The sequence below is a fragment of the Bacillus sp. YC2 genome, assembly GCF_019891195.1.
In the GTDB taxonomy this organism is placed as follows: domain Bacteria; phylum Bacillota; class Bacilli; order Bacillales; family Bacillaceae; genus Bacillus.
Map to the genome: position 1 here is coordinate 37863 of NZ_JAHXDO010000008.1, position 23426 is coordinate 61288.

General features: G+C 45.3%; 33 protein-coding genes. 29 read left to right on the top strand and 4 right to left on the bottom strand.

Going from position 1 to position 23426, the window contains the following annotated elements; translation table 11 throughout:
- Positions 1-34 precede the first annotated feature (34 nt).
- The 4 genes from KY305_RS13660 to KY305_RS13675 all read left to right on the top strand — a co-directional run bounded on the left by KY305_RS13660 (position 35) and on the right by KY305_RS13675 (position 4361).
- Positions 35-1036 carry a LacI family DNA-binding transcriptional regulator gene (locus KY305_RS13660; protein WP_223063110.1) on the top strand — a complete coding sequence of 334 codons (1002 nt, stop codon included), beginning with the start codon at positions 35-37 and terminating at the stop codon, positions 1034-1036.
- A 74-nt stretch (positions 1037-1110) separates the two neighbouring features.
- The gene (locus tag KY305_RS13665; protein ID WP_223063001.1) at positions 1111-2586 is read left to right on the top strand and encodes a tagaturonate reductase; all 1476 of its coding nucleotides are present in this window, start codon (positions 1111-1113) and stop codon (positions 2584-2586) included.
- A complete protein-coding gene (locus KY305_RS13670) occupies positions 2552-4045 on the top strand; it encodes a UxaA family hydrolase (RefSeq protein ID WP_223063002.1) in 1494 nt (497 codons plus the stop codon). Before KY305_RS13665 ends, KY305_RS13670 begins: the two co-directional genes overlap by 35 nt.
- Before the next feature lie 118 nt (positions 4046-4163).
- The gene (locus tag KY305_RS13675) at positions 4164-4361 is read left to right on the top strand and encodes a Mas-related G-protein coupled receptor member D (protein ID WP_223063003.1); all 198 of its coding nucleotides are present in this window, start codon (positions 4164-4166) and stop codon (positions 4359-4361) included.
- Between the two features lie 45 nt (positions 4362-4406).
- Here KY305_RS13675 and KY305_RS13680 read toward each other — a convergent pair whose 3' ends face one another.
- Together KY305_RS13680 and KY305_RS13685 are read right to left on the bottom strand one after the other, a co-directional pair.
- Positions 4407-5171, bottom strand: coding sequence for a sulfite exporter TauE/SafE family protein (locus KY305_RS13680; RefSeq protein ID WP_223063004.1), 765 nt, complete (start codon positions 5169-5171; stop codon positions 4407-4409).
- Between the two features lie 145 nt (positions 5172-5316).
- On the bottom strand, positions 5317-5781 hold the full coding sequence (locus tag KY305_RS13685; protein WP_223063005.1) for a DinB family protein: 465 nt from the start codon (positions 5779-5781) through the stop codon (positions 5317-5319).
- A 217-nt stretch (positions 5782-5998) separates the two neighbouring features.
- On the opposite strand from KY305_RS13685, the gene KY305_RS13690 reads away from it, so the two are divergent.
- From KY305_RS13690 to KY305_RS13705, 4 genes are all read left to right on the top strand, one after another.
- Positions 5999-7135 carry a response regulator aspartate phosphatase gene (locus KY305_RS13690; protein WP_223063006.1) on the top strand — a complete coding sequence of 379 codons (1137 nt, stop codon included), beginning with the start codon at positions 5999-6001 and terminating at the stop codon, positions 7133-7135.
- Complete coding sequence (locus KY305_RS13695; RefSeq protein WP_223063007.1) at positions 7125-7259, top strand: PhrA family phosphatase inhibitor; 135 nt, start codon at positions 7125-7127, stop codon at positions 7257-7259. The genes KY305_RS13690 and KY305_RS13695 overlap by 11 nt, the downstream gene beginning before the upstream one ends.
- A gap of 156 nt (positions 7260-7415) precedes the next feature.
- Entirely contained in the window at positions 7416-8366 is a 951-nt protein-coding gene (locus KY305_RS13700; RefSeq protein ID WP_223063008.1) for an N-acetylmuramoyl-L-alanine amidase, read from the top strand.
- 80 nt (positions 8367-8446) lie between these two features.
- Positions 8447-9055, top strand: a complete 609-nt coding sequence (locus KY305_RS13705; protein WP_223063009.1) for a poly-gamma-glutamate hydrolase family protein — start codon at positions 8447-8449, stop codon at positions 9053-9055.
- A 38-nt stretch (positions 9056-9093) separates the two neighbouring features.
- On the opposite strand, the gene KY305_RS13710 is transcribed toward KY305_RS13705, so the two are convergent.
- Positions 9094-9690, bottom strand: a complete 597-nt coding sequence (locus tag KY305_RS13710) for an ImmA/IrrE family metallo-endopeptidase (protein ID WP_396021526.1) — start codon at positions 9688-9690, stop codon at positions 9094-9096.
- 148 nt (positions 9691-9838) lie between these two features.
- Positions 9839-10180 (bottom strand): HTH-type transcriptional regulator Xre, encoded by a 342-nt coding sequence (gene xre, locus KY305_RS13715; RefSeq protein WP_214801247.1) that lies wholly within the window; start codon positions 10178-10180, stop codon positions 9839-9841.
- 188 nt (positions 10181-10368) lie between these two features.
- Between xre and KY305_RS13720 the strand changes: the two genes are divergently transcribed.
- The 21 genes from KY305_RS13720 (at position 10369) to KY305_RS13820 (ending at position 23426) form a co-directional block, all read left to right on the top strand.
- A complete protein-coding gene (locus KY305_RS13720; RefSeq protein ID WP_223063010.1) occupies positions 10369-10548 on the top strand; it encodes a hypothetical protein in 180 nt (59 codons plus the stop codon).
- Entirely contained in the window at positions 10538-11368 is an 831-nt protein-coding gene (locus KY305_RS13725) for a FaeA/PapI family transcriptional regulator (protein WP_223063011.1), read from the top strand. Before KY305_RS13720 ends, KY305_RS13725 begins: the two co-directional genes overlap by 11 nt.
- Positions 11268-12068, top strand: coding sequence for an ATP-binding protein (locus KY305_RS13730; RefSeq protein ID WP_223063012.1), 801 nt, complete (start codon positions 11268-11270; stop codon positions 12066-12068). The genes KY305_RS13725 and KY305_RS13730 overlap by 101 nt, the downstream gene beginning before the upstream one ends.
- The gene (locus KY305_RS13735) at positions 12068-12235 is read left to right on the top strand and encodes a hypothetical protein (protein WP_223063013.1); all 168 of its coding nucleotides are present in this window, start codon (positions 12068-12070) and stop codon (positions 12233-12235) included. Before KY305_RS13730 ends, KY305_RS13735 begins: the two co-directional genes overlap by 1 nt.
- Positions 12236-12332: 97 nt before the next feature.
- On the top strand, positions 12333-12674 hold the full coding sequence (locus KY305_RS13740) for a phage portal protein (protein WP_223063014.1): 342 nt from the start codon (positions 12333-12335) through the stop codon (positions 12672-12674).
- Complete coding sequence (locus tag KY305_RS13745; RefSeq protein ID WP_223063111.1) at positions 12661-12867, top strand: XtrA/YqaO family protein; 207 nt, start codon at positions 12661-12663, stop codon at positions 12865-12867. The genes KY305_RS13740 and KY305_RS13745 overlap by 14 nt, the downstream gene beginning before the upstream one ends.
- Before the next feature lie 115 nt (positions 12868-12982).
- Complete coding sequence (locus tag KY305_RS13750) at positions 12983-13492, top strand: sigma factor-like helix-turn-helix DNA-binding protein (RefSeq protein WP_223063015.1); 510 nt, start codon at positions 12983-12985, stop codon at positions 13490-13492.
- A 114-nt stretch (positions 13493-13606) separates the two neighbouring features.
- Positions 13607-14404: a terminase small subunit gene (locus tag KY305_RS13755; protein WP_223063016.1), complete on the top strand. Its 798-nt coding sequence runs from the start codon at positions 13607-13609 to the stop codon at positions 14402-14404.
- Positions 14401-15699 (top strand): PBSX family phage terminase large subunit, encoded by a 1299-nt coding sequence (locus KY305_RS13760; protein ID WP_223063017.1) that lies wholly within the window; start codon positions 14401-14403, stop codon positions 15697-15699. Before KY305_RS13755 ends, KY305_RS13760 begins: the two co-directional genes overlap by 4 nt.
- Before the next feature lie 48 nt (positions 15700-15747).
- On the top strand, positions 15748-17148 hold the full coding sequence (locus KY305_RS13765; RefSeq protein ID WP_223063112.1) for a phage portal protein: 1401 nt from the start codon (positions 15748-15750) through the stop codon (positions 17146-17148).
- A 33-nt stretch (positions 17149-17181) separates the two neighbouring features.
- Positions 17182-18024 (top strand): XkdF-like putative serine protease domain-containing protein, encoded by an 843-nt coding sequence (locus KY305_RS13770; protein ID WP_223063018.1) that lies wholly within the window; start codon positions 17182-17184, stop codon positions 18022-18024.
- A 26-nt stretch (positions 18025-18050) separates the two neighbouring features.
- A complete protein-coding gene (locus KY305_RS13775; protein ID WP_223063019.1) occupies positions 18051-18986 on the top strand; it encodes a phage major capsid protein in 936 nt (311 codons plus the stop codon).
- A 20-nt stretch (positions 18987-19006) separates the two neighbouring features.
- Positions 19007-19390 carry a protein YqbG gene (yqbG, locus tag KY305_RS13780; RefSeq protein ID WP_223063020.1) on the top strand — a complete coding sequence of 128 codons (384 nt, stop codon included), beginning with the start codon at positions 19007-19009 and terminating at the stop codon, positions 19388-19390.
- On the top strand, positions 19387-19743 hold the full coding sequence (locus tag KY305_RS13785) for a DUF3599 family protein (RefSeq protein WP_223063021.1): 357 nt from the start codon (positions 19387-19389) through the stop codon (positions 19741-19743). Before yqbG ends, KY305_RS13785 begins: the two co-directional genes overlap by 4 nt.
- Positions 19740-20243, top strand: a complete 504-nt coding sequence (locus KY305_RS13790) for an HK97 gp10 family phage protein (RefSeq protein ID WP_223063022.1) — start codon at positions 19740-19742, stop codon at positions 20241-20243. Before KY305_RS13785 ends, KY305_RS13790 begins: the two co-directional genes overlap by 4 nt.
- Complete coding sequence (locus KY305_RS13795; RefSeq protein ID WP_223063023.1) at positions 20240-20686, top strand: phage portal protein; 447 nt, start codon at positions 20240-20242, stop codon at positions 20684-20686. Before KY305_RS13790 ends, KY305_RS13795 begins: the two co-directional genes overlap by 4 nt.
- Positions 20683-20892 (top strand): YqzN/YkzM domain-containing protein, encoded by a 210-nt coding sequence (locus tag KY305_RS13800; RefSeq protein ID WP_223063024.1) that lies wholly within the window; start codon positions 20683-20685, stop codon positions 20890-20892. Before KY305_RS13795 ends, KY305_RS13800 begins: the two co-directional genes overlap by 4 nt.
- Entirely contained in the window at positions 20892-22289 is a 1398-nt protein-coding gene (locus KY305_RS13805) for a phage tail sheath family protein (RefSeq protein ID WP_223063025.1), read from the top strand. The genes KY305_RS13800 and KY305_RS13805 overlap by 1 nt, the downstream gene beginning before the upstream one ends.
- 1 nt (position 22290) lies before the next feature.
- The gene (locus KY305_RS13810) at positions 22291-22734 is read left to right on the top strand and encodes a phage tail tube protein (protein ID WP_061523160.1); all 444 of its coding nucleotides are present in this window, start codon (positions 22291-22293) and stop codon (positions 22732-22734) included.
- A 66-nt stretch (positions 22735-22800) separates the two neighbouring features.
- Positions 22801-23247 carry a phage tail assembly chaperone gene (locus KY305_RS13815; RefSeq protein ID WP_223063026.1) on the top strand — a complete coding sequence of 149 codons (447 nt, stop codon included), beginning with the start codon at positions 22801-22803 and terminating at the stop codon, positions 23245-23247.
- A 41-nt stretch (positions 23248-23288) separates the two neighbouring features.
- Positions 23289-23426, top strand: a complete 138-nt coding sequence (locus KY305_RS13820; RefSeq protein WP_223063113.1) for a hypothetical protein — start codon at positions 23289-23291, stop codon at positions 23424-23426.

Below are 23426 nucleotides of genomic sequence, written 5' to 3' on the forward strand. Positions count from 1 at the left end.
TAAATGTCAGATGACGATGGAGAAAGGAAAACCGATGGTAACCATAAAAGATATCGCAAAACTAGCCAATGTATCCCACACTACCGTTTCCCGGGCGCTTAATGGAAGCCCTTACATTAAGGAACATACAAAAAAGAAAATACTAAAGCTTGCTGCACAGCTGAATTACACACCCAATGTCAATGCGAAAAGCCTTGCCATGCAAAAATCTCATACGATCGGACTGTTTTTTACAAGCATCACAAACGGAACTTCACACAGCTTCTTTTCCGACACCATAAAAGGGGTAAACCGCGTCATCAGCGAGGAATACAATTTGTTCGTCCGCGGCATTGATGATCTTAAAAGCTATGACACTATCAACCCTATGAGATACGACGGCATCATTTTAATGAGCCAAAGCGATACCGATAATTCTTTTATTTATCATATCCGCGAAAAAAATATCCCGCTCGTTGTGCTGAACAGGGATATTGATGACAGGAGCATCACCAATATTTTATCAAACGATAAAGAAGGCTCCATGCAGGCCGTTGACTGCCTGATCGAAAATGGCCACAGAGACATCGCCATTATTGAAGGAAAGGAAGGATTTAAATCGTCCCAGCAGCGAAAAGAAGGCTACTTGTCATCGCTGATCCGTCATCATGTTCCGATCAAGCAGGAATACAGTGTAAAAGGGCGTTATGATATGGAAAGCGGCTATCAGGCGATGGAAAAGCTAATGTCTCTTCAATCTCCTCCTTCGGCTGTCTTTTGTTCAAATGATGACATGGCCATAGGGGCAATGAATGCGATTTTTGCCATAGGGATGCAGGTTCCCAAAGACATATCGATCATCGGATTTGATGACATCGGCATTTCCCAATACATGACGCCAAGGCTTTCAACAGTGAAGCGGCCCGTTGAAAACATCAGTAAACTCGGCGCCGAGAAGATTTTAGCGCTGATCGCTGATCCGAGCATGGCGGCGGAAAAAATCTATGAAAATACCGAGGTTATGATAAGGGATTCTGTTAGAAAGCTTGAGCAATGACCCGTATGCATACACCTCGGTTTTCCACACTGAAAAATGTTAACGTGTGCAAAAATGTGAAGGAGGCGAACAGCTTGCAGCGTTTAAATAAGACACTGTGTAAGGAATTCATTCAATATCCGGAAAAAGTTCTTCAATTCGGGGAAGGCAACTTTTTGCGGGCTTTTGCGGATTGGCAGATTGATCAATTGAATCAATTGACGGATTTTAACGGCAGCGTTGTCGCCGTTCAGCCGAGGGGATCTGGAAAAATTAAAATATTAAACGAGCAGGACGGTTTGTTTACGCTTTTTTTGCAGGGAATGAAGGATGGAAAACCCGTAAATGAACATACGATTGTAAAATCCATCAGCCGGGGCATTGATCTTTTTTCTGATTATGCATCATTTAAACGGCTGGCAAAGGCGGAGGAGCTGCGTTTTATTATTTCAAATACGACAGAAGCCGGCATTACATTTGATGAAGGGGATCGTTTGGAGGATATGCCGCAAAAAACATTCCCTGGGAAATTAACGGCTTTTCTTTATTTTCGTTACAAGGCTTTTGCAAGCGATGCTGAAAAAGGCTGTATAGTGCTGCCGTGTGAGCTGATTGAAGAAAACGGCCGGAAACTGAAGGAAACCGTTCTTCAATATGCTGAGCTGTGGAAGCTGGAGGAAGGTTTTACACATTGGATTCATTATGCAAACCTCTTTTGTAATACCTTAGTAGACCGGATTGTTCCCGGTTTTCCTGTCGGCGCCTCGGAGGAGCTCACAGCTTCTCTCGGATATGAAGACCGTTTGCTTGTGGCGGGCGAGCAATATTACTTATGGGTGATAGAGGGGCCTGAGTATATTCAAAATGAACTCCCTTTTGCCGCCGCCGGGCTGAACGCGATTATCACCGGTGATCTCACTCCGTACCGGACGAAAAAGGTCAGAATTTTAAACGGCGCCCACACGGCAATGGCGCCGGTTGCCTCTTTATACGGATTACACACCGTTCGGGAAGCTGCAGAAAATAATGTGACCGGCCGATTTGTCGAAGAGCTGATAAGTGAAGAAATTCTCCCTGTGTTAAATATGAAGGAACTTACACCATATGCGGAGGACGTTTTAAACCGATTTAAAAATCCATATCTAAAACATTATTTACAAAGTATATCGCTCAATGCCGTGTCCAAATTCAAAACGAGAAATCTTCCGACGCTTCAGGCCTATGTCAAACAGAAGGGCCGTCTTCCGGAGCGGCTGGTGTTTGCGTTAAGCGCTCTCATTTATTCATATTGGAACGGCCGGTATGAGCCGGAGGACGATGCGGATGTCCTTGCTTTCTTTCAAGCGGTTTGGTCCGCCAAAAAAGAGGATATGGTTCAGGCCTCTGCTGCAATTTTAGGTGAGGAGCGCCTATGGGGAATGAATCTGAATGATCTTCCGGAACTGACCGAACGTACTGCTTTTTTCCTCAGAACCATTCATGAGCGGGGAATGGAATATGCGCTAAAAGAGTGCTGTATGAAAAGGGGAGTGTCAAATGAAAGAGATCATGAAAATTCATCCAAACGATAATGTGCTTCTCGCTTTGCGTGATATTAAAAAAGGGGAAATGCTTCATATAGACGGTCTGGTCATTGAAGTGAAAGACGATATGAAACGGGGGCATAAAATTGCTCTTGAAACAATAGAAGAAAACAGCGGCATTATCAAATACGGCTTTCCGATCGGACACGCGACAAGACGCATTTCAATCGGCGAGCATATTCATGTCCATAATGTAAAAACAAATTTATCTGATGTGCAGACATACGCCTACACACCGGTTTTCGAAGACAATCCCTTTACAAATGAAAACCGGACATTTAAAGGCTACAGAAGAGAAAACGGCACTGCCGGCGTGCGGAATGAACTGTGGATTGTCCCCACAGTCGGCTGTGTAAACGGCGTCGCCGAGAAAATCATTCAGCGCTTCGTAAAGGAAGCGGGAGATATTGCGCCATTTGATAATGTTTTAGTATTAAAGCATCAATACGGATGCTCACAGCTTGGCGATGATCATGAGAATACGAAACAAATCCTAATAAACGCCATTCGCCATCCCAATGCCGGCGGTGTGCTTGTATTGGGGCTCGGCTGTGAAAATAATGAGCTGTCGGCGATAAAAGAAGCGCTCCGAGAGATAGACGGGGAACGGGTAAAATTTCTCGAATCACAATCTGTCACAGATGAAATCGAGACAGGTGCTGCGCTCTTAAAGGAGATTCATCAAGCAGCGAAAGGGGATAAACGGGAAGATATCCCGCTGTCAGAATTGAGCATAGGTTTAAAGTGCGGCGGATCTGACGGTTTTTCCGGCATTACTGCAAACCCTTTATTAGGGAGGTTTTCAAATTACTTGATTGCACAGGGAGGAAGCACCGTCTTGACTGAGGTGCCTGAGATGTTCGGCGCTGAAACGATTCTCATGCAGCGGGCGGCCAGCGAAGAAGTGTTTCATAAAACGGTCCGCTTGATCAATGATTTCAAGCAATATTTTATAAAGCACGAGCAGCCGATTTATGAAAATCCGTCACCCGGGAACAAGGAAGGCGGTATTTCAACGCTTGAAGACAAGTCGCTTGGCTGCACACAAAAAGCCGGAATTTCACCTGTTTCTGATGTACTGGCATATGGCGAAACACTGAAAACAAAGGGACTGACACTGCTTAGTGCGCCCGGCAATGATTTAATCGCTTCCTCAGCACTCGCCGCAGCAGGCTGCCACATCGTACTGTTTACAACCGGGAGAGGCACACCTTTCGGCACATTTGTTCCGACTGTAAAGGTGTCAACGAATACAAACCTTTACCAATCAAAACCCCATTGGATTGACTATAATGCAGGCCAATTAACAGAAGAACAAACAGCAGAGGATGATATTCTAAGAGATTTTATTCAATACATCATACAAGTCGCAAGCGGTGAGTTTGTCAATAACGAAAAAAACGATTTTCGAGAGCTCGCGATTTTTAAGTCAGGTGTGACGTTATAAGGGAAAAGGCGATCTGTGAAAGGGTCGCCTTGAATGTTCTGGGTAAAATTGGTTGAAAGGATTTCTTATGATACATATAATGAATAAATAGGGCACAAAAAATGGGGGATAAATTCAAATGGAGCAAATCATTTTCGTTGTTTCAATGATCGCTTTAGGAGTTACCTTATTTACCTTTATCGGAATAATTCTCAATGGAGGAGTAAAAGGCGTTTTAAATTTGTCAAAAAAGCCTGTGAAATTGATGATGGGGTCATTTATTGTGTATATTGTTTCATTTGTTTTTTACATTTTGGTAAGTTCTTCATTCAGTTAAAAGCAGTCAGAAGGAAAAAAGCGATCCTGTAAAGGACGCTTTTTTTTAGATTAATTTCAACCCGCTTATCAAAATAATCGTCGCCATCACAAACTGCAGCGGGCGCGGGGAGAATTTTGGCGAGAAGAAGCTGCCGAGGAGCACGCCGGGAATTGAGCCGAGCAGCAGATTCGCCGCCAGCAAGTAATTGACGCTTCCAAAGCCGGCGTTTAACAGGCCGGCTGCGGTTACGAGCAAAAATGCGTGCGCGATATCTGTTCCTACAATCTCTGACGTTTTCATTTGAAACAAATACAGCATGGCGATCGCAAATAAAGAGCCGGAACCGATCGATGTCAACCCGACGATGAAGCCGAAAATCACTCCGATGATAATCATAAGTGTCCGTTTCTCTTCAAGCGGCTTTTGCTGCCAGCGGTTCGGGCGCAGTTTTTTATCAAAAAAGAGGCGCAGGATAATGGAGGCCGCGACCAGCGTCAGAACATAGCCGAGAGCGTGTTTAATAATCTGCTCCTGATGCTGATGAAAAGCGGGGAACAGGTGGAGTACGCCGATGGCTATGGATGCGCTGGGCACGCTTCCGATTGCCAGGTACCCTGCAAGCTTGAAATGAACAGTCTTTTGTTTCCAATGAGAAACAACGCCAAACAGTTTGGTGATCGAGTTATATAAAAGATCGGTGCCGACCGCGATAGACGGGTTGATTCCTAAAATAATCAATAAGGGAGTTAAAAGCGCCGCTCCCCCGACACCCGTCAATCCGACCAGCGTTCCGACAATGAAACCCATGAATAAAATGCTTACACTCATCTGAAAGCCTCCTGAATAATCCGACTATTTTTATCAGATTATATATGATTCGGAGGCTATAATCAATTTAATTTTTAGAATTTTTTAATGAATAAAAAAAATCCGCCGGCCCAGCATAATATGGCTGGTTTGGCGGATAATCAGGTTATGATTTTTGCTGGTAAAACGGAAGGTCCGTATGGCCCATTTCTCTGACATATACAAACAAATTCCCTTTATGATGAATCTCATGCTCCATGGCAAGCTGAAGGAGAGCGGCTCCAGTTACATATCTGCCGAAAGAAGCGGTCAGGTCAATTTCGCGGTTCAGCTGCTCATCAGTCAGCTCTGACAAAATGTTTGCCGTTTTTTCTGTGTGCGTTTTCGCCAGTTTTATGAGATCTGTTTCTTCTTCCTTAGGCATGTTTTGGAGCGCTGATCCATTTCCTTCTTTAATGATTGTTGCGAACATGAGGAATGAAGAAAAAATGTGTTTCACAAGTTCTTCAGCAGACATTGATGTCTCTGCAGGTTTGTAATCGTAATGCTCCCGGCTGATTTTTTCCGCCAATTCAATCGTCACGTTTCGATGTGATAAAAAGTGGCTGACCAGTTGATTTTGAGTTGTCATGTGTTTTCCTCCATTTAAAAAGATAAATGCTGTACTGACATGCTATATCAATTGGGAGGTAAGAAACAAGCAAAATGCCCCGGCTCAGCAGGAAAAACAGCGGCTGAATCTTTGCGGTTAGCCGAAATTCGACAATTGCGGTCTTTTTGCGTTCTTCTTTTTCTTGCAAATATGATAAAATATGACATATCTCGGTCATTCCAAAAGGGGGGATTAATTGAGGATGAAGCAGACTATTCCGTCCTCTTTTGTCGGGCTCAAAATTAATGAATGGTACACCCATATCCGACAGTTTCACGTGCTTGAAGCGGAACGCGTCAAACGTGAAGTAGAGAGAGAAATTGAGGATATGGAAGAAGACCAGGATTTATTGCTGTATTATTCATTAATGGAATTCAGACACCGTGTTATGCTGGATTACATCAAGCCCTTAAAAGAGGACCCTTCTCAGCCTGAGTTTTCAGAATTATTGGAAGACATTGAAGGCAATCAGTACAAGCTGACAGGATTGCTTGATTACTATTTTAATTTTTTTCGAGGAATGTATGAATTCAAACAAAAAATGTTCTTAAACGCCATGATGTATTACAAACGGGCTGAAAAAAACCTTGCCCTCGTCTCTGACGACATCGAAAAAGCTGAGTTTGCTTTTAAAATGGCCGAGATATTTTACAATCTGAAACAAACCTACGTCTCCATGAGTTACGCCGTTCAAGCGCTTGAAACGTACCAATCGTATGAAACGTACAACGTCCGCAGAATCCAATGTGAATTCGTTATTGCAGGGAATTATGATGACATGCAGTATCCAGAAAGAGCATTGCCCCACTTAGAACTGGCTTTAGATCTTGCAAAAAAAGAAGGCAATCCCCGTCTTATCAGTTCAGCCTTATATAATCTCGGAAACTGTTACGAAAAAATGGGAGACCTCTCTAAAGCAGCCGAATATTTTGAGACATCCGTTTCCATTTGCAAGTCAGAAAAGTTCGATAATCTTCCGCATTCTATTTACTCATTAACACAGGTTCTTTATAAACAAAACACAACTGCAGAAGCAGAGAAGCAATACCGCCTGGGACTGGACATTGCCCGCGAGTACAATGATGAATTGTTTGTAGAGCTGTTTCAATTTTTACATGCGTTATACGGAAAGAAAATGGATAACGCATCCGTCAAGCACACGTTTGATTTTCTGGAAGAACACATGCTGTATCCGTATGTAGAAGAACTGGCGCATGATGCTGCCAAATTCTACATGGAACATGGACAGCCTGAAAAAGCGCTCACGTTTTATGAGAAAATGGTGCACGCCCAAAAACAAATCCAGAGAGGAGATTGTCTCTATGAAATCTAAATTGTTGTCAGGATTGATGCTTGTTGCTGTCGGGTTCAGCTTTACTCAGGTGATCAGCTATGAAAGCCATTCAGCGGATCAAACGGAGGGCACATTCCACATTGCCGCACGGAACCAAACATAAAATATGTGAAGACCCTTCTTCGGAAGGGTCTTATTTAGTTTCCGCTCTTCTTCTTCCCATTGCGGTATTTATATCCAAATATCAAGGCCTTTCTGCTCGGACAATCGTCCTACGAATGCCACCTATCAGTGAAAAAGGCATAAGGAGAGATGAAGAGTGAGTATTGCAGTAAAAAAACGGCTCGTATCTGCGGATAAATACGCATTAAAGTGCCCGAATCCGATGACGCCGGAGTATATTACCATTCATAACACGGCAAATGACGCATCGGCCGCTAATGAAATCAGCTATATGACCGGCAACAGTGAATCAACAAGCTATCATTTTGCTGTTGACGACAAAGAAGTGATTCAAGGAGTGCCTCTGGACCGAAATGCCTGGCACTCGGGAGACGGCACAAACGGTACGGGCAACCGGAAGTCAATTGCTGTAGAAATCTGCTACAGCAAGTCAGGCGGTACACGGTACAGAGCCGCAGAGGAGCTGGCGATTACATTTATCGCACAGCTGCTGAAGGAGCGCGGCTGGGGGATTGATCGGATCAGAAAACACCAGGACTGGAACGGAAAATATTGCCCGCACCGTATTTTGTCCGAGGGCCGCTGGGATGAAGTGAAGGCTGCGATTGAAAAAAAAGTAAACGGGGGTGCCGATATAAAAACGGTCTCGTCTGTGCATAAGGACTCCGTTTATTACGTCAAAAAAGGCGATACGCTTTCTGGAATAGCCCAAAGCACCGGCGTCAGCTTGAAGACGCTGCAAAGTATAAACCATATTCAAAATCCTGATCTGATTAAGATCGGCCAAGCAATCAAGCTTGGTTCTGCGGCTTCATCTGCCGTCCAAACGGGTCACTGGAAGCTCCCGACGGGCATTCTTAAGGTGACAAGCCCTCTGACGAAAGGCAGCGCGGTTCTCCAAGTGCAAGAGGCGCTCTCTTCGCTTTATTTTTATCCTGACAAAGGCGCCAAAAATCATGGAGCGGACGGTGTATACGGAGCGAAAACGGCAAATGCTGTCAAACGGTTCCAATCTGTGACCGGCTTATCAGCTGACGGAATATACGGGTCGAAGACAAAAGCAAAATTGGAAGCAAAGCTCTCTTAACCAAAGGCAAAAGAAAACTATTTTCATTTTGTCCGGTGTAGCGTAAACTGGTGCTGATATGTAAAGGAGAGCACTTGAATATGAACGATATGTATCATCATTTTCATGCGTTACAGGCGGCGGAATCGGAATACCGCATCGTGTGTCGGGAAAAACAAGAGGCAGACCGTATCGTTTTCAGTCCTCATGGGGGAGGAATTGAACCTGGTGTAAGCGAGCTCGTGCACGCTTTTTCAGACCGCTGCTCCATCTATTTATTTGAGGGCATGAAAAAACGCAATAATCATTTTCTGCACCTGACAAGCACCCGATTTGATGAGCCGATTGCGCTTAGAATGGTTAAGCAGCATGACGCTGCTTTGGCGTTTCACGGCTATCGGGATATAACAAAAAGGCACACGATTGCCGGCGGTTCAAATATTGCCGGTGCGAAAGCCATTGTTGAAAGTCTCCGTGAGGCGGGATTCAGCGCCGAACTTGCGGCTGAAAGCGGAAGGTTTAAAGGGGCGCACCCGGCCAATATCGTAAATCAAAGCAAAAAAGCATTGGGCATACAGCTTGAATTGAGCACTGCCCAGCGCCGGGCATTTTTCGATCATTTTACATTCGGCGGGCGGCGGTTTTCTAAAAATGGTTGTTTTTTTCGTTATGTGGAAGCAGTAAAACGTGTGTTTTACTGTGAAGATTGATTGCAGGATCTGTCGCCGGGCTGGGTGCCCGGCGTTTTTTATTCGCAGCTGCTGAAGCTGTAAGCTTCTTTGCGTTCGGCGGCAGCCAGGCGGTGTTCCGCCGGCTGATATCCGCCTGTTTTTCGTTTTCCTGACAGATGATAGGCCAGCTGCTTCTGAAATTGAATACCTGCTTTACGCCGTTCAAAAAGCTCCAGCCTTTTTTCTGCAAATGATTTTGTCACGCGGAAGGCAGCTGCGATTAAAGTGACGGCATGGCTTCTCCACTGGGGAAGCTCCATATTTAACAGCATAAAGGTCGGCACACAGAAGTGGTACATAAATTGATTGGCTTGAAATTCCTGAAGCTCTCTGAACAGCTTATTCATGTGAAAATGGTTTCCGGTATGCTTCAGCGCGTGGCACAGCTCATGCGCAAAATCTTCCCACTGTTCTTCAGGCGACTTTCTTTGATTAAGGACAATGCTGTACATGCCGTCACGCTTCAGCATCATGCTGGGGGTATCCTCAAAGTGAATCCAAATATCAAGTTCCCTCGCAATGGTCTGCATATTAATATGAAGAGGGGCGGTCATTCCCAAGCTGCAATATAAGTTTTTTACGTATTCCTCCAGATGTGTTAAAAAATCGCCCAATTGAATACACCCTTTCGAACGTATGTTCCTTTTTGAGTGAGAAAGAAAAGCCCTTATCGGACTTTGAATCATTTCCCTTTTCTTTTAAAAATAAACATGCAGCCTTTATATCGGCTTATTTTTCGTTTTATTTAACGAAAAGAGTGAATTATTTCTTTTTCGGCTTGCGGTTTTTCTCTTTTTCTTTTAAATAATTAATGAATTCAATCGCCTGCTGTTTGCTTTCCGGGGAAAAATCCTGCATGTCCCGATACGCGATCTGCAAGTCGGGATCTGAAAACATATCTTCATCTGAAGGCTTTTCTTTTCCGGTTAACAAGTAATCTGTCGACACTTTGAAATAATCGGCCAGCTTTTGCAGCGTTTCATAATCGGGTTCTGAGCGGCCGTTTTCATAATGAGAGTATCTGGCCCGTGAGACACCGATATGATTAGCGATCTCTTCCTGTGTTTTTTTTCCTCTGAGACTCTTCAATCTGCCGCCTATCATCCGAATGACCTCTCTTTTTCAACACCCTAATTTACTTCTGATTATAGATACAAAACGTATCAAAATAAAGAGAAGATAAAAAAAGTATCAAAAATATCTTGATGATACGAAATGTATCGTATATAATCGAAATCAGATAGATACTAAATGTATCAAAAGTGATAAAAAAAGTATCGGGAGGTTATCATATGCAGCCGATTATCATCCGCTTCAGCCGCAATTTGGCTGATCAGCAGTTTTTAGGGCAAGCAGGCGGTTCAATTTCGTTTACCGCTTGCGGACTTCCGGTGTTCCGATTTGAGAACCGAATGCAGTATGAGTTGTATGTAAGCTTAAAGAAAAATGGAGATTCACGGCATGAATGGTAACAGCTATCCGTTTTTTACCTATTCGGGATTGTTAAATTCAGAACATTACGACAAGATCGGTTCTTCTGTATGGCTGTTTTTATGGTTCATCAGCTCAACGACAAGGGAACAGCAGCACGATGGAGTCAATTGGGGCATCGTTCTTGGGCATAAGCCCGTAAAAGCAAGAGAGATGGCCGAGGTATTCGGCGTCAGTGAAAAAACCGTCAGAAGATGGCTTGATCTTTTGGAAAAGCATGAATATATCAAAGTCGTTCGGGCGCCTTACGGATTGATGATCTCCGTTAAGCATTCGAAAAAATTTATGCAAAGAGCGGACACATATATCCGCCCCGAAGGTTCTGATCAGACATTTACGGTAAATCCGGAGGACAAAAACGTCCGGTCAGATATAGATAAAACAAAAAACTATACTGCTGAAGATGAAATAAATGAGATTGCCAGACATTTTATCAGATTGAGGTCTGCCCAGGAGGGGCGCAGCGTGTACCCATCGTCAAGAGATTATCAAGCCATCGCCCGCATTGTTTCCCGCGGTGTTTCAGCACACGAAGCAATCAAATGGCTCGGAGAATGCTTTACAGCCTTTGAACAGCGGCGCACCTCTTCAGCTGAAACGATTAAGTCATTCAGCTACTGTGCCAAGTTTATAGAAGACCGCTTGAATGCGCGAATCGCGAAAAAGACAATCACAATGAGAAGAGAGAGGAATAAAATACATGACAAAACGAACAATCGAGCAGATTCTTGCCGACCTGAAAAACGGGAAACGTCCATTACTGGCGGACAGACCGGGCGAATCAGACGAAAGCCGCTATGACTGTCAGCTCTGTAAAGATCAGGGCGGGTTTCTCAGAATGCAAAACGGAACGGATGTATGGGTGAAGTGCGGCTGCGCCGATGACCGGAAAGTGAAGCGTTTGCTTGGCGCAAGCGAAATCACCGATGCCTTCAGGAAGCTGAATTTCAAGGGGTTTCGAACCTCAGGAAAGCCGCAGGCCGTCATCGACGCTTATGACTGTGCGCTTGAATTTATTGAGAACTTTGACAGGATCAAAAACAGCCGGAAAAACAGCATAGCCCTTTTGGGACGGCCGGGATCGGGAAAAACGCATCTTCTTACCGCTCTCAGCAATGATGTCATGAAACAAAAGCAAACCCCGGTTGTGTATTTTCCGTTTGTGGAGGGGTTTACGGATTTAAAAAATGATTTTGACCTGCTGGACGCAAAGCTTTCCCGCATGAAGCAGGTTGATGTGCTCTTTATAGATGACTTGTTTAAACCGTTAAACGGAAAACCGCGGGCGACCGATTGGCAGATTGAACAGATGTATGCCGTCATTAATTACCGCTACTTAAATCATAAGCCGATCCTTCTTTCCAGCGAGCTTGCCTGTGACGAGCTTGTGCGGATTGATGAGGCGCTGGGAACCAGGATTTATGAAATGTGCAGCGACTATTTAGTCATTATTAAAGGAAATCCGTATGAACTGAACCACAGATTAGAGGGGGCGAGATAATGTGTAAACTGTGCCGAACGAAAAAAGTCATTGTCAAAGCGACTGCTTTCGGAGCTGTCTTTCACCCGTGCCCAAACTGCAAAGCAGGCGCTGATTTAACGCCGGTCATCAACCGGCTGGAGCAAATGGTTCAAGCCGGTAAAGCGAGGCTGGATGCACATGTATAAATATATAAAATGGCTTTTTTGCCTGCTGTTCCGGGCTAAACGGATCGAAAAGCAAATTGAATCGTGGCATGAAGCCGACGGAAAGTGAGGACATTCATTGCAATTAGAAAACAGTCCCGCCCCATGGCGGGCCGTAAACAGCGGAGAAGAAAAACCAATTTACATTTATTCCGCCTACAATGAAGCGGACAGGGAGAGATTCCCTTATTCAAACGGCAGGCTCATTGCAGCCGTTTTCAACTTAAGCTCATACTCACAGCAAATAAACGCCGCATTGATGGCCAAAGCCCCGGAGCTTTATGAAGCGGCTGAAACGGCTCTTCACATGTTAAAGGGAGAGCTTTCCGAGGGGAAGGAAGAGTTCATTCATAAGCTCGAACACATCATAAACGACATACAATTAACAAAACAGACGGAGGACTTTTATCATGAATCCTAAAAAACTGGCAAACATCGAAACAACGACATTGCAAAGCCAATTGGAGGAAGGCAAGGTGCGCGTCATTATTGTAGACGGGCTGAAGGGGGAAGCATGGCTCGCCGAAGCGCCGGAGCACGGCAAAACGCTTGTCGAAACGAGAAAGGGAGATCTGGCCCGGGTTGAATACGAAATCGGCTATAAGTTGAATTAGATTTTTAAAAACAGAATACGTCCAAGACGGAAAGCCTGCGGACACTGATCAATTGCGCATATTTGTGCATTGATTGGTGTCCTTTTTTTGTTCCCGAAAAGAGGAGGATCATATCATGGAAGACTTATTATTTGAATATAAACGCACGCTGAAGCAAACGAAAAAATGGTACAAGCAGCTGAAGGAAGCTGATGAAGCAGCACTTTCGGCAGAAGAGCTGAAGGACAAAAAAATAATCAGAACGATCATTACAGATTTAGAATATGTCACGGAATGGCTTGAGAAAGGCCGGCAGCCCGGCATAAGAAGAGCAATTGACCGCAGAGATGCTTATCAAAGAATGCTGATTAAAGATCCGAGAATTATAGAATCCTATTCACAAGCGATGATGTTTGAACCGAGCGGGAGCATCACTGAAGAAGACAGGATAAGAATACGGGAAGCATTAGCCCTGTTAACAGATAGAGAAAAAGAAATGCTTCTCCTTCACAAAGCAGAGTGCTTTTCCTATGAACGGATAGCGGCGCTTTTGAATGTAAAGAAATCAACCGTACAGACGACGATCAAACGGGCGCTATTAAAAATACAAAAGCAGCAGGAAGAAAGAAAACAGTCACCTGCTTAAGATCTTGTCATACGTTTGCCACCTAGAAGTGAATAGACGAAAACATGAAAGCGGCCGAATAAAGCCGCTTTTTATTATAGACATCCATGTCGGAGGTGGCGGTGATGCCGTAACATGAAAAACACACAGCGAGAACAAGCATTTGCAGTATATAAAGCGCATAAAGGCAGCATAACAAACCGGGCCGTAGCCGAAGAAGCCGGCGTATCCGCAAGGACGATAGGCAGATGGAAAAAAGAAGGGCGCTGGAAAGAGGCGTTACATAAAAAACAGAGAAGCCCCGGAAACAACGCCTCTCATGACAATGATGATTTAAACGAACGCCAGCGGCTGTTTTGCCTTTATTATGTGAAAAGCTTTAACGCCACCCAATCCGCGATTAAAGCCGGGTATTCTCCGGACAGCGCACATGTGACGGGAAGCAGGCTGCTAAAAAACGAAAAGGTCGCCGGAGAAATCAGGCGCATGAAAAAGGAAATGGTTAATAAAGTGTTTATCGAAGCGATGGACGTCCTTCAAGTGTATGTGAAAATCGCTTTCGCCGACATCACGGATTATGTGACCTTCGGAAAAAAAGAGGTTCAGGCCTTCGGAAAATCAGGGCCGCTGTTTGATGAACATGACAATCCGATTATGCAGGAGATCAGCTACGTCGACGTAAAAGATTCGGGTCTTGTGGACGGCACGATTGTGACAGAAGCAAAACTCGGCAAGGAAGGCATCGCCATTAAGCTTGCCGACAAAATGAAGGCGCTCGAAAAGCTTTCCTTGTATTTTGACTTATTCCCGGATCAATTTAAACAAAAGATCGAAAATGAAAAATTAAAGCTGGCACAGCAGAAGCTGGAAAAAACAGATGCCCCCCAAAAGCCGATTGATATTATGATCACGCGGAAAGAGGCACGGACATGATGGAAAAAGCGGTCAACCCGCGCTTTGAGGATTATTTGTTCAATTGGAATGAAACGTACCAATTTCTCGTCGGCGGCTACGGCTCATCAAAAAGCTATCACACTGCGCTGAAGCTGATCTTGAAGCTGCTTCAGGAAAAGCGGACGGCGCTTGTCGTGCGCGAGGTGTTTGATACGCATCGGGATTCTACCTTTGCGCTGTTTGAGGATATCATCGAGGAGCTTGAGCTGGCACATGCCGTAAAGGCAGTATCCTCACCGATGCAGCTGAGATTTGCAAACGGAAGCCGGGTTATGTTCAAGGGCATGGACAACCCGGCCAAATTAAAATCCATCCATCATATATCTTTAATTTGGATTGAAGAATGCTCTGAAGTGAAGTATGAGGGCTTTAAGGAGCTGATCGGCCGTCTGCGCCATCCTGAGCTTTCGCTTCACATGATATGCACCACTAATCCTGTCGGCACCTCCAATTGGACGTATCGGCATTTTTTTCGGGATGAGCAAAACAAACGGTTCGTATTGGATGACCGGGAGCTGTATGAAAAAGGCACCGTCATTAAAGGGGATACGTATTACCACCATTCCACCGCCTGCGACAATATGTTTTTGCCTGAAAGCTACATCGCTCAGCTGGACAGCTTAAAACAATATGATCCTGATCTGTACCGAATTGCCCGCAAAGGACAGTTCGGCGTAAACGGCATCCGTGTGTTTCCGCAGTTTCAAGTCATGAAACATGAGGTTTTACAACAGCGGATCGAAGGCATCAGGCAGCCGATGTTTCGGACAGGCATGGATTTTGGTTTTGAAGAGTCATACAACGCCGTTATTCGGCTTGCCGTAGATCCGGAAAACAAGGAGCTTTATATTTTCTGGGAATATTATAAAAACAAAATGACCGATGACAAAACAGCTGAAGAGCTTCGCGAATTCGCAGACAAAAAAGAGCTGATCAAAGCGGATTCAGCCGAGCCGAAAAGCATTCAATATTTCCGTCAGCAAGGCTTTCACATGGTCGCAGCGAAAAAGTTTCCCGGCTCCCGGCTGCAATATACAAAAAAGCTGAAACGATTCAGAAATATTTATTGCTCAGACCGCTGTCAGCATACGATTTATGAATTGCAAACATTAACCTATGCAAAGAACAAAAACGGCGCTCTGTCGGAAGATGAATTTTCAATTGATCCCCATACACTTTCAGCGATTTGGTATGCGTTAGATGATTACGACGTAGCGGATCTGAAAGGTTCATCAGAAAAACGGACCCGCCCGAATCGAGAAAGGAGGAGGTAAACGGTGCCGAACAATCAAAGCGTAAGAGCCACTGTTTTTAAATCAAATATGGGCGCGCCGCAAGCAAAGCAGCTGTATGATGATCAATTTTCGGACCTTTACGGCGAAGACATTATTTCTCCGCCTTATAACATATTAGAGCTGAAAACGATTGCCGAATACTCTACAATCCTTCAGCAATGTATTGATGCATATCGGGTCAACATTACGGGCTTCGGATTTGATGTCGAGTACACCTTTGATATAAACAGCTCAGATGTGGCCCCGGTTAAAAAGAAACAGGCTGAAAAAAACTGGACGAAGCTTGAAAGTTTTTACAAATGTCTTCACTTTGACGAATCAGCCGAGACGATCCTCGGGTATGCGATTGAAGACCGGGAAAAAACGGGCAACGGTTTTATGGAGGTGCTTCGGGACGGATCGGGAAAACCGGCGGGGATCGAATATTTGGATGTGAAAAATATGCGGGTGTGCGGCGTTACCGATCCTGTTGAAGTCACGTTTTCCTATGAAGAAAACGACACGTCCAAAACGATCAAAAGGCAAAAGCGCTTCCGCAAATATGTTCAAATGCAAAACGGCCGGAAAGTTTTCTTCAAAGAATACGGCGACCCGCGCATCATGGACATGCGGACGGGCGAATATGTGAATGCCCTGCCAGAGCAATACCAGGCAAACGAAGCCATTCACCTGAAAATCGGAAGCGGCACATACGGCATTCCTCGCTGGGTCGGCAATATCGTCAACTTATATGGCGCCCGAAAAGCAGAAGAGCTCAACTTCATGTATTTTAAGCAGGGCCGCCACGTGCCGGCTGCGATTACAGTCGAAAACGGCATGCTGTCTGAAACCTCGTATAAAGAGCTGCAAGACTATATGAATGATTTGGAAGGGGTGGAAAACGCCCATAAGTTTCTGTTAATTGAGGCAGAAGGCATCGCCAAGGAAAAAGATCTTCACGGCGGAGAAGACATCACACCGGTTTCCGTGGAAATCAAATCGCTTGCAGAAATTTTACAGGATGATGCGCTGTTTCTTGAATATGACGACAAGAGCAGAAATAAACTCCGGTCCGCCTTCCGCCTTCCGCCGCTTTATACAGGCGAGGCGCAGGAATATAACAAGGCAACGGCGGATACCGCCCGGAAAATAACGGAAGAGCAAGTGTTTCAGCCGGAGAGAAAAACGCTTGTCAACAAGCTGAACACCTTGTTTTTGCCTGAATTGGGCATTCATGATGTGCAGCTGACATTAAAGGGTCCTGATTTTCGTGATCCGCTTGAAATTGCGAAGGTGCTCACGCCATTCATCACGGCCGGTGCCGTCTCGCCTAATGATTTGCGTGATCTGGCAGGCAGAGTGCTCGGCAAAACGCTTGAGGAATGGCCGGAAGAGTTTTACAGCCGTCCCCCATTACAAGCGGCGCAAGATCAGAATGCAACGAAATGATGAACCAGTCCTTTAAAGGGGGTGAAAAATCTCGTGCCGAGGGAATTGAGAAATGCCGTCATCAGCTTTGTGAGCTACGTGGATAAGGCGGCGAACCAGACGGAATTTTTTTTCACAAAAGCAGCCGGCCTCCCGTCATTTGAAAAAAAGGTGCAGGTGTTTACGAAAAGCGAGCCCGGTGAGCAAAAGCTCGTCTACGGCATTGTTTATGAGCCGGATGTCCCCGATGCCCACGGCGACTATATGACAGCTGAAGAAATTGAAAAGGCCGCTCATGGATTTCTGGCCGATGCCCGAAATATTGACACGAATCATAACTTTGAAGGCGGCACCGGAGAGGTAGTGGAGTCATATGTCGCACCGGCTGATTTTCAAATCGGCGGAGCACAGATCCGAAAAGGATCGTGGGTGCTTGTCACGAAAGCATCCGATGAAGTATGGGAACAAATTAAAGCCGGTATCATTACTGGCTACAGCATGGCGGGAACCGCTGACGTATATGAAGAGCCGGAGGAAAAACAAGCCGGCTTGTTCGGCGTGGTCAAGCAATTGCTGGACCGCGACCGTAAATCCAGATACCGCAAGGGAGAGGACTTGAAAAAGATGAAAAAAGAAGACTTGAGAGAATCCATTGAACACGCGCTGCATCCGCTGTTGAAGCGCCTTGACAATATGGAAAACACGGATGCACAAGACGGGTCATCTGCGCCGTCTGATGATGAAAAGCTGAAAAAGCTTGTCGAGGACATGCTTGCGCCGATTATTAAACGTATTGAAGCGCTTGAAAAAGCAAGAGGGGCTTCAAAACAGACGGAAGATGACATGAGCGGCAGCCAAGAGCCGGTCAAAAAATCCATTTGGAGCGGACTGCTCTAAACCCAGTCAGAAGGAGGAACTCTAGAGTGAGAAATCAAGATATCATCAGAAAAGCGGAAATGTCACTTTCTGCTTTAAAAAGCGGCGGATTAATGAATCCTGCACAAGCATCGGCTTTTATCCGCATGGTGCAGAACACGCCGACCATTTTCAGTGAATCGCGTGTCATCCAAATGGAAAACGACTCGCAGAAATTTGAAAAAATCGGTTTCGGCCAGCGTATCCTGCGGGCCGCTGAAGAAGGAAAGGCTTTATCAAATGATGAGCTGACCGTTCCGTCAACAAGCACGGTTCAGCTGAATACGAAGGAAGTCATCGCGGAAATTAACATTACGTATGACACGCTTGAAAATAACATTGAAAAAGACGGCTTGCAGCAGACGATCATGCAGATTTTAGCCGAACGGGCGGCAGTGGATATTGAAGAACTTGTCGTAAACGGCGATACATCTTCATCTGATCCATATCTTGCCCAGCTTGACGGGATCCGCAAGCAGGCCGTTTCTCACGTCATTGACGTTAAGGGGGAAGAACTGTCCAGAACCACCTTCAAAAAAGGCTTAAAGGCGGTGCCTGCTAAATATTTGCGTCTTCCTCAGGAATTCAGGTTTTATACATCTCAAGGCATGGAGATTGAATGGAAAGACCGGGTGGCTGACCGTCAAACCGGCTTAGGGGATCTCGCGGTGCAAGGCGGGTTGTCTTCGGCATTCGGCGTCCCTGTTAAAGGGGTTTCCAACCTGCAGCCGTATACAGTCGGAGAAGGAGATGCTCAGTATGATGCGTCTGATATCATTTTAACCCATCCGAAAAATATCATTCTCGGCTTCTCCCGAAATATCAGAATTGAAGTAGATAAGGATATTCGCAGCCGGAAATTTATCATTGTCTTAACTGCTAAACTTGACAGCAAGTTTGAAGAAGAAGATGCAAGCGCAAAAATCATTAACGTCAAAGAATAACAAATGGAGGTGGGGCAGCTATGTTAATTCAGCCGTCTGACGTTGCCTCGTACTCGGTTTATGATCAAGTCAAAAACAGGCCTGAGCCATTGCTCGTACAGGATATTCTGGAGGCGGAGGCAGAAGCGGCAAGGCTGACGGGTCATCAGTTTACTGATCCCATGTACGCACCGCTCCCTGAAAAAGCGAAACTCGCGATAATAAAGCTCGCCCAGTATTTTGCGCTTTTGAATCAGAATGAAGCAGCCGCTTCCGCCTATCAGTCTGAAAAAATAGGTGATTACTCTTATACAGTGGCAGCACAAGGCGGAATCGAAAAACCCGCGGTGTACCATCTGCTCAGTGATTATATCACGCCCGGCTATTCTCCGGTTTCTTCAAGCGTAAAGGTGAGAACGTTATGAGCTACGAACGGCTGCTCACTGACAGGTGTGATATTTATCATGAGACGGCGTCGGTTCCGGAGAGCGGACGCTTCGGAATTCCCGCACATAAGCTCCAGCCTGTTTTCACTTATCCTGATACGCCTGATGAACAAGACGTGCCGTGCTGCTTCACTGAAAAACAGCAGCAGCTCATCCAGCTTGAGCCTGATCATAAGGTATATCAGCGGTTTCTCGTTCATTTTCCGATAACTGCCGTTTTGCGTGTGAACGACAAAATCATCTGGGAAAATCACGTTTATATTCTGGAAGTGCCGAAAAAAGTAAGAAATCATCATTGGGAGGCCATAGCTGTGAGGGATGGCAGGTTATGAAGATAAAGGGCCTTGAACGATGGAATCAATCATTAGCGAAAGCCGCTTCCGGAGACTTTTCCCGTCAAGCGGCCGAATGGCTGGAACAGTCCGGCATGCAGTTTCTCGATTTGGTTCGTGATGAACTCATTCATTCGCGGGGCATTGATACAGAGAAGCTGTTATCCTCCTTTCGAAAAGGAGCGCAGGATAATGTGTGGATCGCAGAAAAGGGCGGGCTGTCCCTTGAAATCGGCACCAATTTGGAATACGCCTCTTTCATAAATGACGGGCATTGGACCGTCTCGGATGAAAACGTAAGATGGGTGCCCGGATATTTTCAAGGGTCCCGGTTTATATACGATCCTTCGGCATCAACGGGAATGGCGCTGAAGAAAAAATGGGTCAGCGGCAATCAGTTTTGGGATGACGCCCTTCTTTTGTATGAGCGGCTCTTTGCAAACTCGCTGAATAAGCGCTTGGATAAGTGGCTCAACACATTGGGAGGGAAAATCGGATGAACAGTGAAACCGGGTCAATTGCGGCGTTTTTATATAAACAGTGTGGCGTGCCGGTTTATGAAAGTGAGCTCCCTGAACAATTTCAGGTGCCTTCACTTTACATCCCGCCGCCTTCCGTTTTTGACGAGAATGATACGGTCTCTACTTTTAAGAAAACCTACAGCCTCAATGTAAAGCTGTTCCATCTTGACTCCGTGCAGGCGCTTTATACTGCCGACCGGGCGGCTGATGCTGTCAGAGAATCAAGACAGCAGATTCCGCTATTGACGGAATCAGGCGAACATACTGGTGATTTCATCCGCATTACACGTATGGAAACAAGAGTCGGAGATAAAGGCGAGGCAGTGATCATGATCCGCTGGACGAGCCGCTACTATTATCAGAAACACTCAAATCCCGGGTTGCGGGACATTGACATAAACAGCGGGGTGAAACAAAAGTGAACGAAAATAAAAAGCAAAATACCGTGAAAAAAGAAGGCTCCGTCCTTTTTGACACGGCGGACTTAACGAAGCACGCGAAGGAGCTTTTCGGCGTTAAACCTGAAATTCTCCAGGGGGCTTTATTCGGCGTGAATCAAAAACAAATGACAAAAGCACAAGCCCAAACTTACATTCAAACATTTCTAACCAAGGAGGTCATGCAATAATGAACGGCGGAACATTTACGCAGGGAAAAGAAAAAGAACGTGCAGGCATCTATTTCAACTTTAAAACAACGGCCGAAGAGCGGGTGGCACTCGGTGAACGGGGGATCGTCGCTCTGCCTGTCGCATCGAATTGGGGTGAAGCGAAAACATTCGTTTCCATTTCAAGCATTGAGGACTTGAACAAAAAAGTGGGACTGAGCATTGAAGATCCGTCCTTGCTGCTTTTACGCGAGGCCAAGAAAAAAGCCCGGACTGTTCTGATGTACCGTCTGACGGAGGGAATCAGAGCCAGCGCCGATATCTCGCCGGGTGTAAAAGCAACTGCATTATACGGCGGATCAAAAGGAAATGACATCATGATCCGAATCAGTGAAAATGTCCTTGACCAAACCGTTTTCGATGTGACGACTTATATGGATGAAGCGGAAGTCGACAAACAAACGGTGAAAAAAGCCGAGCAATTAACGGCAAACGGTTATGTCACTTTCACCGGAACGGGCGAACTGTCTTCATCCATTCCTCTGACTGGGTCTGAGGATGAGTCCGGTGAAACGTTACATCCGGCGGCAGGCATCCGTTTGGCAGGCGGAACAGATAAGGCGCCGGTCAACTCGGATTATACAGATTTCTTAGCGGCAGCCGAAACGGAGAACTTTGATGTCATCGCTCTTCCGGTTGCTGATAACGAACAGCTGAAAGCAACATTCGCCGCATTTATTAAACGCCTCCGTGACGCACAGGGACAAAAAGTGCAAGGTGTGACTGCCCATTATAACGGAGACTATGAAGGCATCATCAATGTAACGGAAGGTGTGCTGCTTGAAGACGGAACCGAGGTCAAAGCCGAAGAGGCGACGGCCTGGGTAGCGGGCGCAAGCGCAGGTGCAACTTTTAATCAATCATTAACATTTGTTGAATACGAAGGAGCCGTCGATGTGCTGCACCGTCTGGATCACGATGAAGTTGTCGAACGTCTCGCAAAGGGAGAATTCCTTTTCTCATATGATGCCCGCGATAAGTCGGTCAGCGTTGAAAAGGACATCAACTCTTTAGTCACATTTACCGCTGAGAAAAACAAAAAGTTTGCGAAAAACAAAATCGTCCGTGTGCTGGACGCGGTGAACAACGATTTGACACGTGAGCTGAAAGCATTAATTAAATCGAAAAAAGGCAGCGGAAGCGATATTCCGGCTACAAATGACGGCCTTCAATTTGTCAAAACGATGATTATTCAGTACATGACAACGCTTCAGGATGCGGGAGGCATTACTGATTTTGACTCAGATAACGATATCAAAATCGGCATGAGTGAAGACCGCGACGGATTTTTAATTGATCTCGCCGTACAGCCTGTGGACGCAGCGGAAAAATTCTACTTTAATGTGGAGGTAAACTAAGATGGCATTAAAAGCGCAAAATACCATTTCAGGAAAAGAAGGCCGTTTATTTCTCGATGGGGAAGAAATGGCGCACATCAAAACATTTGAAGCAAACGTGGAAAAAAACAAATCAGAAGTGAACATCATGGGCCGCCGCATGACGGGCCACAAAACGACAGGCGCCAACGGAACGGGCACGGCGACATTTTATAAAGTCACATCAAAATTCGCCGTTCTCATGATGGATTACGTCAAAAAAGGCAGCGATCCGTATTTTACGCTGCAGGCCGTTCTTGACGACCAATCGTCAGGCCGCGGTACAGAACGCGTCACACTATACGACGTCAACTTCGATTCAGCCAAAATCGCCGGATTGGATGTGGACTCAGAGGCGCTCGAAGAAGAAGTGCCGTTTACATTTGAAGATTTTGATGTGCCGGAGAAGCTTTCTGAAACGTTTTAATCAATTAAAAAGTATTGAAACCATCGCAAGAGCGGTGGTTTTTCTTAATGAAAAGGAGCATGCTGTATGAGCGGAAAACAAGAAAATGTATATGATCTTTCATTTTTTATGCCTGGACAAACAATCGAAGCGGAAGAAATAAAAGTTGCAATCTCAAAACGTTTTGTAGATAAAAAAGGGAATGTCATTCCATTTGTTTTAAAACCGATAACAACCGAACGAATTGATGAGCTGGAGAAAGAAAATACGACATTTAAAAATGTGAAGGGCAGAGGCCGTGTTAAAGATTTAGACTCTCAGCGATTTTATGCGAGAATTGCCATCGAATCAACGATTTATCCTGATTTCCGTTCCAAGGAATTACGGGAAGCTTATAAAACAGCAGATCCGGTAGAAGTGGCTAAACGTGTTCTTTCTGTCGGCGGCGAGTATGCAAATTGGCTGAATAAAGCGGTTGAAATTAACGGATTTGAAGATGATCTTGAAGATCTAGAAGAAGAAGCAAAAAACTAATCAAGGATGGCCATAAGGAAGCCGTGTATCTTTATTACGCGATGCACGAGCTTCATTATTCGCCATCCCAGCTTCTTGAGTTATATGAAGCCCAGAAATCATATAAAGCTCTTTTATACGGATTAATTGGCTACAAATTAGATTTACTTGAAAAAGAATCAAAGAAAGGGGGTGCATGA

Coding starts and splice junctions, on each gene's coding strand:
- KY305_RS13660 (WP_223063110.1), top strand. CDS start 35: ATGGTAACCATAAAAGATATCGCAAAACTAGCCAATGTATCCCACACT.
- KY305_RS13670 (WP_223063002.1), top strand. CDS start 2,552: ATGAAAGAGATCATGAAAATTCATCCAAACGATAATGTGCTTCTCGCT.
- KY305_RS13675 (WP_223063003.1), top strand. CDS start 4,164: ATGGAGCAAATCATTTTCGTTGTTTCAATGATCGCTTTAGGAGTTACC.
- KY305_RS13680 (WP_223063004.1), bottom strand. CDS start 5,171: ATGAGTGTAAGCATTTTATTCATGGGTTTCATTGTCGGAACGCTGGTC.
- KY305_RS13685 (WP_223063005.1), bottom strand. CDS start 5,781: ATGACAACTCAAAATCAACTGGTCAGCCACTTTTTATCACATCGAAAC.
- KY305_RS13695 (WP_223063007.1), top strand. CDS start 7,125: ATGAAATCTAAATTGTTGTCAGGATTGATGCTTGTTGCTGTCGGGTTC.
- KY305_RS13705 (WP_223063009.1), top strand. CDS start 8,447: ATGAACGATATGTATCATCATTTTCATGCGTTACAGGCGGCGGAATCG.
- xre (WP_214801247.1), bottom strand. CDS start 10,180: ATGATAGGCGGCAGATTGAAGAGTCTCAGAGGAAAAAAAACACAGGAA.
- KY305_RS13720 (WP_223063010.1), top strand. CDS start 10,369: ATGCAGCCGATTATCATCCGCTTCAGCCGCAATTTGGCTGATCAGCAG.
- KY305_RS13725 (WP_223063011.1), top strand. CDS start 10,538: ATGAATGGTAACAGCTATCCGTTTTTTACCTATTCGGGATTGTTAAAT.
- KY305_RS13730 (WP_223063012.1), top strand. CDS start 11,268: ATGACAAAACGAACAATCGAGCAGATTCTTGCCGACCTGAAAAACGGG.
- KY305_RS13735 (WP_223063013.1), top strand. CDS start 12,068: ATGTGTAAACTGTGCCGAACGAAAAAAGTCATTGTCAAAGCGACTGCT.
- KY305_RS13750 (WP_223063015.1), top strand. CDS start 12,983: ATGGAAGACTTATTATTTGAATATAAACGCACGCTGAAGCAAACGAAA.
- KY305_RS13755 (WP_223063016.1), top strand. CDS start 13,607: ATGAAAAACACACAGCGAGAACAAGCATTTGCAGTATATAAAGCGCAT.
- KY305_RS13760 (WP_223063017.1), top strand. CDS start 14,401: ATGATGGAAAAAGCGGTCAACCCGCGCTTTGAGGATTATTTGTTCAAT.
- KY305_RS13765 (WP_223063112.1), top strand. CDS start 15,748: ATGGGCGCGCCGCAAGCAAAGCAGCTGTATGATGATCAATTTTCGGAC.
- yqbG (WP_223063020.1), top strand. CDS start 19,007: ATGTTAATTCAGCCGTCTGACGTTGCCTCGTACTCGGTTTATGATCAA.
- KY305_RS13785 (WP_223063021.1), top strand. CDS start 19,387: ATGAGCTACGAACGGCTGCTCACTGACAGGTGTGATATTTATCATGAG.
- KY305_RS13790 (WP_223063022.1), top strand. CDS start 19,740: ATGAAGATAAAGGGCCTTGAACGATGGAATCAATCATTAGCGAAAGCC.
- KY305_RS13795 (WP_223063023.1), top strand. CDS start 20,240: ATGAACAGTGAAACCGGGTCAATTGCGGCGTTTTTATATAAACAGTGT.
- KY305_RS13805 (WP_223063025.1), top strand. CDS start 20,892: ATGAACGGCGGAACATTTACGCAGGGAAAAGAAAAAGAACGTGCAGGC.
- KY305_RS13810 (WP_061523160.1), top strand. CDS start 22,291: ATGGCATTAAAAGCGCAAAATACCATTTCAGGAAAAGAAGGCCGTTTA.
- KY305_RS13815 (WP_223063026.1), top strand. CDS start 22,801: ATGAGCGGAAAACAAGAAAATGTATATGATCTTTCATTTTTTATGCCT.
- KY305_RS13820 (WP_223063113.1), top strand. CDS start 23,289: ATGCACGAGCTTCATTATTCGCCATCCCAGCTTCTTGAGTTATATGAA.